Raw genomic sequence first — 12716 nt, forward strand, 5'->3', positions numbered from 1 at the left:
AGTACTACCGCATCAAAGCCGGCATGCTTGAGTGCCGGTCCGAAATAACCAGCCGCCTCAGACTCTCCAAAGCCGCCGGTCAAAGGATTCATGGCTGCTGCTGTATAACGGTTGAAGCCTGATATTCCGCTGCCGCAGAGTACGGATGCCGCAAACACCAGAACATTGTCCGGCCCCAGGGGATCAGCCTTGGGCGGAATTTCCTTGAGCATATACCAGGAGGCAAGGGACCCGCCGCCCCAGTAGGTGCGGTACCAGGCCTCATCATGCTCATCCACGGACCAGGTCTGGTTGGTCAGATCCACGACCAGTATTTTTCCGTTGTAACCAAAAGGCATATGAAGACTCCTTTAATGGTTTTGTCAATTAACACTACAGCGAAACTTCAAAAAATTATAACCTGTCTCAATTGGGGACAGGCACCCCCGCACTTATTTATCTGAAGGATGATTGACAGGTTTTAAAAATAAGTGCGGGGAGAGCCAGTCCCCGGAGGTCAATAAATAAGTTTCGCTGTAGTGTTAAGAAAAGTCATAGTTTTCAGGTTTTAAGCTGTAAGAAAATGGCTGGCTTAAATAAAAGCAGTCAGGTCCTCCAGACATGCAGCCTGAAACATTATTAACCTTCTACCTGTATTAATTTTCTTTCCTGAACGTCTGCATACAGGCATACAGCGCGGGTGAGCCACCGGTATGCAGGAACAGGACATTGCTGCCCCGTGGAAAATGTCCGCAACGGACCAGATCCAGGAGGCCGGCAGCCGCCTTGCCTGAGTATACCGGGTCCAGTAAGATGGCTTCATGCTTGGCAAAGATGCGAACCGCCTCGACCATGGAGTCCGTGGGAAGGGAATAGCCGGGGCCGACATACTGGTCGTAGCAGACGACCGCCTCCCTGGGGATGGACATCTTCATTTCCAGCTTTTGCGCAGTCTCCTCAGCCAGGTTGTGAACGATGTCTTCCTGATCTTTCTTGGGTCTGGAGACGTTGACTCCGCTGACCGGGATATTGGCATTCGTGCCGAACATGCCTGCAACCATGCCGGCGTGTGTACCAGCGCTGCCGGAGGGCACGACGATGTGGTCGATGCCAAGGTGCGCCACATTCAACTGGTTCATGATTTCTTCTGCGCAGACCGCATAGCCCAGGGCGCCAATGGCGTTGGACGCTCCTCCGGGGACGATATAGGGTTTTTTACCATGGGATTTCAGTTCATCCCCTTTTTTGCGCATTTCGGCCATCATGTCCGAACCGCCGGGGACAACAGCAATGCTCTTTATGTTTAACAGGTCGAATAAAAAGTTGTTTCCGCTTGCTTCAGGGCTGTAGGTTCCCTTGACCCGTTCTTCCAGTATCAGGTGGCAATCCAGATTTTCCTTGCAGCACCAGGAGGCCGTCAGCCGACTGTGGTTGGACTGGACCGCACCGCAAGTAATGATCGTATCCGCTCCCTGTTCCAGAGCATCTGCCAGGCTGAATTCCAGTTTGCGGGTTTTGTTTCCCCCGCCGGCCCCCGGCAACAGATCGTCGCGCTTGACAAACAGATTGACATCCTTTCCCAGGGCTTTGCTCAGGTTTTCCATGCGCTCGATGGGGGTAGCTCCTTGCAGGTAGGCACGACGGGGAAACTTGGTAAAGTTCATGATATTCACTCCTGACTGTTATGATTAAATTAGTATCTGTTTAGCGTTTTTTTAGGAAAGCAGGGGACAGGCCCCCCACACTTATTTTTCTGAAGGAGGTTTGACGGAATTTTTTAAAACAAGTGCGGGGGGAGCCAGTCCCCGTACCACATGCAAAGCGCTAAACAGATACTGAAATAAGTAACTCAAAGCTCGAATACAGCCTCAATCTCAATATCAGCGCCCAGTGGAAGGGCTGCCACCTGCAAGGCTGTCCTTGCGGGGTACGGCTCCTTGAAAAACTGGGCGTAAACCTGATTTACGGCCTGAAAATCGGCCATGTTGGTCAGAAACACCGTAACCTTGACCGCCCGATCCAGGCTCGTACCACCGGCCTCGGCAATGTTTTGCAGATTTCGCAGACATTGTTCAGCCCGGACCTGTATGGAATCCTGAAGCATGTTTCCGGTTTCCGGATCCAGGGGCAACTGGCCTGAGGTAAAGAGCAACGATCCAGAAGCTACTGCCTGGGAATAGGGTCCTACTGCTTGCGGAGCCTTGTTGGTGTGAATAACGGTTTTCGACATGTGTTTCTCCAGTGATGGTTAAGTTATAAAGTTGGGGATCAGTAACCCAGGGCTGTTGGCAGCCACAGGACGATTTGCGGAAAAAAGACCATAAGGATGATCATGCCTATGGTAACGGCACAAAAGGGCAGGGCCTTCCAGGATATTTCTTCAAGAGAGACATTGGCGATACCTGAGGCAATGAACATATTTTCCCCCAAAGGAGGTGTGGAAAACCCCACACCGCAGCAGCAGACCAGAATGATGCCGAAGTGAATAGGGTCTACTCCCAGAATGGTCATAACCGGAAGCAGGACCGGAGTGACTATCAAGATAAGGGCCAGGGTTTCCATGAACATGCCCAGGAACAACAGAAACACGACTACCAGAATTAGAAGAAGATGGACGTCAGAGGTTATGCTCAACAAATGCTGGGCGATGAGATCCGGGATACGGTTCTCTACCAGGATTCTGCCGAAGGCGAAGGCCGTGAACATAATGATCAGTACGCGCCCGGTCAGCCAGGACGTTGTGGTCAGAGATTTTTCCAGGCCTGCAAAGGTGATCTCCCTGTAGATGAAGATGCCCACGAACAGGGTATAAAAAATGGCTACTATGGCTGCTTCCGTGGGGGTAAAGATTCCGGAATATATCCCGCCCAGGATGATCACCGGTGCAAGAATGGCCCAGATACCGTCCTTTACGGCCAGCAGGAACCGACGCAGGGAAAACTTCTCCATTTCGTCGCTGTAGCCGGTTCCCCGACAGCGCAGATAATGGACTATAATCAAACCCATGGCGATCATCAGACCGGGAATTACGCCGGCTATAAACATCTTGACGATGGATTGCTGGGCGGTTACGCCGTAGATGACCATGGGGATGCTGGGGGGGATAATGATACCGATTCCTCCGGCACTGGCCGTGGCCGCGCCGGCATAGCCCTTGTTGTAGCCCTTCTTTATCATTGCCGGAATCATCAGCATGCCCACGGCTGCGGTAGTGGCCGGGCCTGAGCCGGAAATGGCTCCAAAGAATACGCAGGACAAGGTTGTGGTGATGGCCAGACCGCCGCTGATCTTGCCTACCATGGTCTCAGCGATGTGTACCAGCCGTTTGGAAATACCGGCGCAATCCATCAGTGCTCCGGCCAGGACAAAGGCAGGCAGGGCCATGATGGGAAATGAGTTGACCGAATTGAAGGCGATCTGGACAATACTGGAGAGATCTGTTCCCACATAAATGAAGGTGATCATGGCTGAAACGCCCAGGGCTACGGCAATGGGACTTCCCATTAGCAGCAGGATGACGAAACACCCGAAGAGGACGGTTGCTGGTGACATGATGAGCTCCTTTTAGTTACCCGACTTCTCGACCAGTTTTGTCATGGCCTCAGCGTCAACCTTGTCAACATCGCCCATTGCCTCTTTTTGGACATGCATAATGTAATTAACCTGTATGATGCGCAGGCTCATCAAGGTGAAGCTGATGGGAAAGATATAATAGAGATAGGCCATGTTCCAGCCCAGTGCCGGGGAATGAAAGGCAAATAACTGCATATTGTTGATGACCTTGATGCTTTCATGGATCATGGTCACATTGAAGCCGATCCAGATCAAATCAGTGAATATCTGCGAAAATTTGCCAATCGCCGGGCGAAACAGTTTGAACTGCATTGTAACTCTATTGTGGGCATACAGTCTGGCAGCATAGGACGCCCCGAAGAAAACGAACCAGACAAAACAAAAGCGGGAAAGTTCTTCGCTCCAAGGCAGAACAATATTGAATGCGGCCCGCAGGAATATCTGCAAGAACAAAACGGTGACGAAAAAAGACAGCAGGACCACGCAGATGTATCGTTCCAGGTTGTCGAGAATGTGCAATATTTTTTTGGCCATAAGGATTTCTCCAGGCGGTTAGATGAACATAGAGGGGCATAGCTCCAACGCTTGCTGTTTAGGAGAAGGTGTCGCTGCAGTATCAGCAAGACAGCCTGTCATATGTATGGATGTTTGCACGATAATGAACAACAACTCTGAACATATGTAAAAATGACCCCTCCAAGGTTCTGTGTCCCTGGAGAGGTCAAGGTCAGATATTGAGGTTACTTGCCAAGATGCTCGCGCATGGTGTCGATGACTTCTTTCCCGCCGACAAAGTCGTAATACTCAGGCCAGACTTTTTCCATGGCTATTTCCCGCCATTTATCCTCGTCTTCCAGTTCGCACACCTCAACGCCTTCGGCCTGCATAGCCTCTTTGGCTTTTTCGGCTTCTAAAACCTGAAAAAGCAAGCCGTATTGCTGGGCCTCGATCCCGGCTCTAATGATGATTTCCCGGGTCTCGTCGTCCATGTTCTTTAAGGTATTGACGCCGATGATCATTGGTTGCAGAGAATATTGATAATGGGTTTCAGTGATATAGTCCTGCACCTCGTGAAACTTCATGGTGTAGTTGACTATGTAGGGGTTTTCCTGTCCGTCCACTACTCTCTGCTGTAATGCGGTAAAAGTTTCGGCCCAGGCCATGGGGACCGGGTTGGCACCCCAGGCTCTGAAAGACGCCAGGATGACCCTGTTTTGCGGAACACGGATTCTTAGACCCTTGATGTCCTCCAGATTGCAGACTGGGCGGCGGGAATTGGTCACATAGCGGAAGTTGGAGTAAGTCCAGCCAAGGATTTCAAAACCTCCCTTTTCCTTGCTGATCTCGTTCCAGTAGTTACCGAGATAACCTGTGGTAGCCTTGACAGCATCGTAGTGGGTTTCAATAAGGTAGGGATAGCTCAGGGCCGCGTACTGGGGTATAAAAGGCGCCACGTTGCCCACGGCTACTATGGCAACTTCCAGTTGTCCCATACGTACATTTTGGAGCATCTCCGGTTCCTGACCCAGGGCGCCGCCAGGAAAGAGTTCCACCCTGATGTCACCATTGGACAACCCTTCCACGACTTCCTTGAAACGCTGGGCGAAAGCACCCTGGTCCGAATCAATGGGATCACCCATACCGACCCTGATGACCTGCTGGGCGGAAGCGCTTACTGCCATCATGGCGAATAACATAAAAAAACATACTGCCAGAAGAATAACTTTTTTAAACATCTTGGTTCCTCCACAACGTTAAGGGTTTATTTGTCGCATCTCCGCAATAAGATACACGCAACGAGAATACCAGCGCTTGAAGTACTCCACCTCCTCAATTTTCAGTTACTGATAAATAACTCCGGGCCATCAAACACCGAAAAAAGCATCTGAAATTATATTTCGCCAAAATGAAGAATACCAGCTTGAACCCATTTTTGTGCTCCGCCGAACGCTGATGAGCAGGGGATGAGTATCATCTTTGAGCTGTACATTTGATCATCGACGATCAAGGCGGTTATCGAACCTTAAATACTGAAGTAATCTTTATATACATTGATTACGTCTGATTTTGTAACATTACGTGGATTCGTAAGCTGCATTCCTGATGATAATGTTTCATCAGCCATTTGTGTCAGCTTGTCCTCGCTGACAGCCGATCCATCCACAGGTACATTCAAAGAAAGGTCATCCAGGAGCCGTTCTACAGCGAATACAGCGGATTCCGCTTGTTCCATTATCCTGTTTCCCGGGGCTGTACCCTCCAGCAACAGAGCCATCTCTCTGTACTTTTCCGGACATGCAAGCATGTTGAATCGCATTACAGCCGGCATCAGTACAGCACATGCAGTACCGTGCGGCAGGTGAAAGTGGGCTCCCAGAGGGGAAGCCATAGCATGAACCAAGCCTAGTCGGGCGGTATTAAACGCCATCGATCCCATTGAACTCGCCTGGAGCATGGCTCCTGCGGCTTCAGTATCAGCGGGATCGGCGACAAAGCGGCGCAGATATTTGCCCACGAGCAGGAAATTTTGCCGGCAATAAGCATCTGTAATGTGTGTTGACCATTTGGAAACGAATGCTTCAGCACAATGGGAGAGTGCATCCATACCGCTTGCAGCGGCTACATGGGAGGGGAGCTTTTGGAGCAGGAGGGGATCAAGCAGGGCGACCTTGGGGATTTGCATGCAGCTGCGAAAGGAGAATTTGTAGTTGCGTTCCTCATCGTAGAGAACCGCGCCAAAGCTGAGCTCACTGCCGGTTCCTGCCGTAGTGGGAACGGCGATCGATGACAGGGGCGGGTTGCAATACTTTTCGGGACCCTCATAGGCAGGCAGAGGTCCCTCGTTTGTGGCCAGGCAGCCAACGCCTTTTCCCGTATCCATGGTGCTTCCACCGCCGACCAAAAGCATAATGTCGCACTGTTCTTTTTTTTGTAGTTCTGAGGCTTTCATGACGGAACTCAGCGTGGCATTGACTTCTACCTGATCGAACACGACAAACGGCAGGTTTTCCTTATTCAGAGACTCTAAAATGCCTTCCAGTAATCCTGACTTAGCCACTCCAGGATCGGCGACAACAAGGACTTTACTGCCATTCAGCGTCTTGACCTCTGCGCCTGCTTCAGCCGTAATCCCGACACCAAATCTGATTTTAGTGGGGCAAAAAAGATCAAACGGCCTGTCTAAGCTCATGATTCGCTCCTTTTTCGTGGAATGTGGTTTAATCGTTGCGCAAGTTATAAATTAATCAGGTTTTTGTGGACGTGAAAATCCCAGTTCTCGTCCGGGAAGAATTTGTTAAGACGCCAATCGCATGACCGGGCATGACCTTCCATGCCCTCTATCCTGGAAAGCCTTGAGGCAACAGCGCTGAAACGCTTGTTGGCAGCCCTGTCGATCTCCTGATATGTACAGATTTTTAAAAACTTGTGCACACTCAGGCCTCCGCTGTGATGGGCGGCCTTTCTTGTAGGAAGAATATGGTTTGTTCCAGAGCACTTGTCACCGTGAACAACCGTACTTCCTTCTCCCAGAAAGAGAGAGCCGTAGGACCGGAGGTTTTCCAGCCACCAATCCGGGTCTGCGGCCAGAATCTGGACATGCTCAGGGGCATAGGCATCGCAAAGCCGACATATCTCGTCACGGTCGTTGCAGAGTATGATTTCGCCGAAGTCAGCCCAGGCGGCTTTCGGGACATGGTGATTGGGCATGTCCGCGATCACCCTTGGCACCAGGTTCAGCACCCGGTCCGCCAGACCCCGGCAATCAGTGAACAGCCAGACCGGTGAATCCGGGCCGTGTTCCGCCTGAGAAACGAGGTCAATGGCAATAGTCATAGGGTCCGCACTGCGGTCCGCGATGATCGCTGATTCCGTAGGACCTGCATACACATCGATCCCGCATGTTCCGTCTCCTGCCAGCTGGGCTTTGGCTTCGGCCACGTAAGCATTACCGGGACCAGCCAGGATGTTGGCCGGCCTGTCTGAAAAAATGCCGTAGGCCATGGCCGCAATTCCCTGTACGCCGCCGAGTTCAAGAATCATGTCCGCTCCGGCAAGATCCATGGCAAAAGCTACAGCCGGGTCGATACTCTCTCCTCTGGGAGGAGAGCAGGCCACCACAAAGGGTACCCCAGCAGCCCTGGCAGTAGCTACACTCATGACGGCCGAGCAGGTATGGGCGAATCGGCCTCCAGGTACGTAGCACCCGGCTACATCCACCGGCATAACGCGCTGCCCCAGGCGCACGCCGGGATGGGGACGGACCTCGAAATCCTGAATGCTTTGGCGTTGCATCTGTGCAAATCTAAATACCTGGTCATGAGCAAAACAGATGTCAGTCTTGACCTGTTCCGGAACTCTGGCAATCAACCGCTGCTTTTTGTCCTCCTGGAGCACGAACTCTCCTGACCAGCCGTCGTATTGCGCAGCCATCTCCCGGACGGCGGATTCACCCCGGGTTCGGATGGCATCGAGGAGAAGCGCAACAGTCTCTTTGAGCCTGGAATTGCCGTATTCAGAGGTTTTGATTGCAATTTTAACTTTTTGCATAGGGCGGTGATTTCTAACTATTTTGCTGGCATGAATTTAGAATTTTTTGCAAACCAGCCGTCTTTCAGCCTGTAACCATTCAGGGTATCGTCGATGGTGATTACTGGCCGGTATCCTTCGTTACCCGAATGGTTAACCCAGCTTGATTGTAAAGCATTGACTCCTGTTTACTGACAGTCAAAATAGCTGTCAATATTTTATAAAATATTTTTTTAAATTTTTTAAATAATTTTTTATGTCAAATTGCTCTTAACTTTGTAAGGTTTTTCATGTAAACACCTTGTCATATCAGCTTTTAGGTGAATACCTATATAATTTGGGCCGTATTGGAGGATTGACTGGATGAATTCTCGCACAATCCAAATGTGCTTCTGGATGGAGAAAAAATGGAAAACAACAAATGTGATTTGAAGTCTCTGGCGGCTTATCAACGGATCAGGGATATGATTATTGCCAGGGAAAAACTACCTGGAACTCACCTTGTAATCTCGGAGTTGGAGGATGAACTGGGAATAGGCAAAGGGCCGATCCGGGAAGCCTTAATGCGCTTGGATCGTTCCGGTCTGGTGCGGAATATTCCTTATAAGGGTGCTGTAGTTGCTGAGGCTCCGCGAATGCGGGAGATTGAGATCATATATGAAATGCGGGTCAAGCTGGAAACGACTCTGGCCCTGGAGGCCATGAGAAATGTGGATGAGCAAGACATAGCCAAGCTTGAATCCATACTGTCTGAAATGGATCCAGGACTGAATCTCCATGAATTATACCACCTGGATCGTAATTTTCACTCTCAGATTTACGGATATTCAAGGCTACCTCACCTTTGCCTGGTAGTGGACAAGCTTATGGAGTCCGTAGACATTTTCCTGATCAATCGTCCCCGCGACAGCAACTATTTAAACCGTATGCATGCGCAGCACGATCAGATTCTGGATGCCCTCAGAAAAAAAGATGAGGCCATGCTCAAAGAAAACCTGCAGCAAAACATAAAAAGCGGGCTGAAGCTGATTAAAAAGGTGTATAGCCCATTTATGCTTTAGACGCTTAGTACAAATTTCAAACAAACATGGAGGTATTGTCCAAAACCGGGATACGGTTTTGGACAAGGCTGCCTTTTCATTTGTCACGAGAAACGAGTGACAAATGAAAAAAGTTATCCTGTCTTCCTTGGCGACCTTTGCGCCTTTGCGTGAGAATATGTTTTTGGGTTGCGGGCAAAGCCAGCGTTAGACGATTATTATCACAGGTCCAGTTTTTTTATTTGCTTTTCCAGCATTTCCATTTCCCGCTCCATCCTGGCCAGCACCTGTTCTGTTTCCAGTTCGGCCCTGGACCTGTGCATACTGTTGGCCAGCCTGCAGACAGCATCCAGAGCCGTGAAGAGCAGACCGGCTGGGGCATTGAGCAGGGCCTTGTCTCCTGAAACATACTCCTGGGGCATAAAAAGCAGGCCAGTCAGGGAAGATACTTTTTCCCGGGAGAGTATTATCTGAATGCTGTGCTTTTCCTGAAACCTTGCCTGTAGTTTTTTCACCTCATCCCAGAAAAGATTTTCCGCCATACCCATTTTTTGCTCAAAATTTATCAGGAATCGGATAATGAGATAGTTTAGCATCTGTTGAGAGAGAGCGGCCTTTATGTTTTCTTTCTCCAGAAAAGCCCCCCGGACAAGATAAGAAAACTCTTCCCGGGCCATCTCCTGCAGCCTGACTTCCATGGCTTTAATCTGTTCACGGGAAAGTGTTGCATTTTCATCGATGTCTAGATTTTCCAGATCATCCGGACGCAGTACCAGGGTGCAGCCGGTCTGGTCCGGGTCATTTTTTACAGCAACAGCATAGCCCACCAGACTGGCCTTTCCCCCTGGGCTATGGACCTGGATCCTGTGCAGGCAGTCCGGCAGTTCCCAGGAGCATACACGCTGCAGCACCTTGTGAAAAACCGGGTCGCCATAACCTGCAAAATGAAGCCCGGCATTATCCGGGGATGATCCATATTCAAATGTCTTTCTGGAAGAAGTCAGCAGAGTTTCTTCCGGGACACCCTCTATGTTGCGCAGGATTATGGTCTTGTGACCGGCTGAACCGTCAACTTCGCATCCGCAGGCCTGAAGTGTCCTGGAACCCGACAGAATGGACCAGATAGTATCCATATTAACTGGGCTTTCAGGAGTAAGACCGGACTGTTCCAGGTTGGCATAAATCTCATAAAGCTCCCTGGCCGGTATTTCCCTGCTGGCTATTCTGGACCTGGTCTCCTCCAGTCTTTTTCTGACCCTGGTTTCCAGGGCCTGCTGGTCAATCTTTCCATCAATAAGCTCCTGAAAATCCTCCTGCCCCACCGGCAGAAGAGAGAGTTGCTGTGAACCTACAATACTGTCCACAGAAGACAACCGCTCCAGCAGGCGTCCGTAAACCAGTGCCTCAGCAGAATCAGCATAACACAGATTGATCACCTGCACACTTTCATTTTCCTGTCCGATACGATCGATGCGCCCGATGCGCTGCTCCACCTTCATGGGATTCCAGGGCAGGTCATAATTGACAAGCAGGTCTGCAGTCTGCAGATTGAGCCCTTCAGCTGCGGCATCCGTGCAGACAAGAATATCAATATCCTGATGCAGAAATAGGTGTTTGACGGTCTCTCTATCGGTACCCACCAGTCTTCTGGTCCGGGGGTTCATATACCGGGCGCCTTGTCCTGAATACATGCCCACAAGAATGCCGGGCTTTTGACGCACAAGGGTGTTTACAATGTCGGTCAGGGTGTCGAAAAACCTGGTAAAAATTACGGTCTGGGCGTATCTCCCGGACTGCTGTATACTTCTTTGCTCCAATATGCCAAGCAGGGCCTTCATTTTCGATGACAGAGGCGGCAGACGCTCAAAATCATCGATCATCTCCCGGACAAAGCCCTGTTCCCATTGCAGGTCATCTACAGTTCTATTGCGCAGCACACTCTGAACCAGCTGCTGATCTTCGTCCCCTGCTTCCAGCAGGTCCTGCAGCTCTGTCTCGCTTGCTCTGTATTCATCAAGGGGCTCTTCCTGAGCTTTGAGAGTGGCCATGATCCTCTCCAGCCTCCTTTGCAGGGTCTGGGACAAGGCATAAAAGCTGGAGGCGAATCTCAGGCGCAGAAAACTCAGGTAAAATCCGATAGAAGCCCTGTTGGCTCTGTCGCCCTGGTTTTTAATGCATCCAGCCAGCCGGCGGCAGTATTCCTCCAGCCGGATGTAGCAGTGCCTTTCATTTTCAGTGTACGTGATGCGCTGCAATGGCAGAATATGCCTCTTGGCCAGATTGTCCTGCAGTTCACCCTTTTCCTTGTATATTTCCAGCAGGGACCTGGTGTGTCTGAGCATGACCCTGGACAGGGGTGATGCAGCAAAAAACAACCTCTGCATGCGTTTGAGATCCCTGCCCCTGGGTACCACTCCCCTTTCCCGGAAACGGCGGTAACTGGAACGGACTCTTGTATCCAGAACTGCCTTTTGCAAAAAATCCATATACATGGGATCATGTCCCTGAATATCTTCCAGGCATTGACGCAAGAACTCCCATTCTTCACTTTCGGGTTCATGGTCATTTACAATCCGGCTGAGAATTGAGAAATACCAGATGAACAGACCTGGATCGTGCTGAAAACTACTGACCCTGTTGGTGAGGCTGATCAAGTCAAAGACCTCCACAGGGTCCAACTGCATCGGGGTGGCTGTAGCCAGCAACAGGCAGTCCGTAGCCGGACGCAGGTTTCTGGAAATCAGCCTGTACAGGCTGCCGTACCTGGGTTCAGCCTGAACGCCCCTGTTGGGGTCCTTGCGGCGGGCATAATGGGCTTCATCCACAAGAGTCAGATCAAAACCAGGACATTGCTTCAACTGCCGGACAGGCTCTTTCCTGACCAGAAGACCCGTGGAAATAATGCTTAAATCCTCTTCAAAAAGAGAACCGGCAGGCAATGTTTTCTGGTGGGGATAAATACTTTCTTTTCTGGGATTCTGGCCGCCATACAGCAGTGAAAAGGGCAATAGAAACTTACCGGACATCTCCCGGAGCCATTGCCTGGTCAAACTGGCCGGGGCAGCTATGAGCACTCTGGGTGCTATGCCGGATAACACCAGTGAACGAATAATCAGCCCGGCCTCTATGGTCTTGCCCAGTCCCACCTCATCGCACATGAGATAGGAAAAAGGATAAGTGGATAAAATACGTCTGGCCACAACGGCCTGATGCGGCCAGGGCTTTACCGGGGCCGTCTCCATGCCCACATAGCGCCCATGCAGCAGATAAGGTCCATCTGCAAGCATGGCAAACTGCAGCCGCTCTGTGGGCGAAGGTGCAGCAATGTCCAGAGGGGCTGCACTCGTACCGTCAATCTCAGTAGGTCTGTGCACCTCTCCGGCCAGGTCCACCAGTTTGCGTTGCACAGCTTCGGGCAGGGACAAGACCTGGAAATGCGGGTGGGAATTGGTCCACAACAGGTCAAATTCCTGCTGGGCCTCCCGGGTACGCTGCATTTCCACCTCACCCTGCCAACTACAGTGAACATCTATGTTTTCAGCATTAACCACAAGGGCCTGTCTGGATTCATTGAGGGAACCAGACACATACAGGGCA

General features: G+C 50.7%; 10 protein-coding genes. 1 reads left to right on the forward strand and 9 read right to left on the reverse strand.

Annotated elements, in window-relative coordinates; genetic code table 11:
• From QZP87_RS09800 to hisD, 8 genes are all read right to left on the reverse strand, one after another.
• Nucleotides 1-338: aldehyde ferredoxin oxidoreductase N-terminal domain-containing protein (locus QZP87_RS09800; protein ID WP_291322738.1), on the reverse strand; the 338-nt coding region annotated here is incomplete at its 3' end.
• A gap of 297 nt (nt 339-635) precedes the next feature.
• Nucleotides 636-1643, reverse strand: a complete 1008-nt coding sequence (locus QZP87_RS09805; RefSeq protein WP_291322739.1) for a D-cysteine desulfhydrase — start codon at nt 1641-1643, stop codon at nt 636-638.
• A gap of 185 nt (nt 1644-1828) precedes the next feature.
• Complete coding sequence (locus tag QZP87_RS09810) at nt 1829-2209, reverse strand: RidA family protein (protein ID WP_291322740.1); 381 nt, start codon at nt 2207-2209, stop codon at nt 1829-1831.
• Nucleotides 2210-2247: 38 nt separating this feature from the next.
• Nucleotides 2248-3531 (reverse strand): TRAP transporter large permease, encoded by a 1284-nt coding sequence (locus tag QZP87_RS09815; RefSeq protein ID WP_291322741.1) that lies wholly within the window; start codon nt 3529-3531, stop codon nt 2248-2250.
• 12 nt (nt 3532-3543) lie between these two features.
• Nucleotides 3544-4086 carry a TRAP transporter small permease gene (locus tag QZP87_RS09820; protein ID WP_291322742.1) on the reverse strand — a complete coding sequence of 181 codons (543 nt, stop codon included), beginning with the start codon at nt 4084-4086 and terminating at the stop codon, nt 3544-3546.
• Between the two features lie 206 nt (nt 4087-4292).
• Nucleotides 4293-5288, reverse strand: coding sequence for a TRAP transporter substrate-binding protein (locus QZP87_RS09825; protein ID WP_291322743.1), 996 nt, complete (start codon nt 5286-5288; stop codon nt 4293-4295).
• 287 nt (nt 5289-5575) lie between these two features.
• Nucleotides 5576-6742 carry an iron-containing alcohol dehydrogenase gene (locus tag QZP87_RS09830; protein ID WP_291322744.1) on the reverse strand — a complete coding sequence of 389 codons (1167 nt, stop codon included), beginning with the start codon at nt 6740-6742 and terminating at the stop codon, nt 5576-5578.
• A 44-nt stretch (nt 6743-6786) separates the two neighbouring features.
• Nucleotides 6787-8100, reverse strand: coding sequence for a histidinol dehydrogenase (gene hisD, locus QZP87_RS09835; protein ID WP_291322745.1), 1314 nt, complete (start codon nt 8098-8100; stop codon nt 6787-6789).
• A 386-nt stretch (nt 8101-8486) separates the two neighbouring features.
• On the opposite strand from hisD, the gene QZP87_RS09840 reads away from it, so the two are divergent.
• Entirely contained in the window at nt 8487-9140 is a 654-nt protein-coding gene (locus QZP87_RS09840) for a GntR family transcriptional regulator (protein ID WP_291322746.1), read from the forward strand.
• Between the two features lie 200 nt (nt 9141-9340).
• On the opposite strand, the gene QZP87_RS09845 is transcribed toward QZP87_RS09840, so the two are convergent.
• A partial coding sequence (locus QZP87_RS09845) for a helicase-related protein (RefSeq protein WP_291322747.1) occupies nt 9341-12716 on the reverse strand: 3376 nt, incomplete at its 5' end.

The organism is Desulfonatronospira sp. (assembly GCA_003563255.1).
Lineage (GTDB): Bacteria > Desulfobacterota > Desulfovibrionia > Desulfovibrionales > Desulfonatronovibrionaceae > Desulfonatronospira.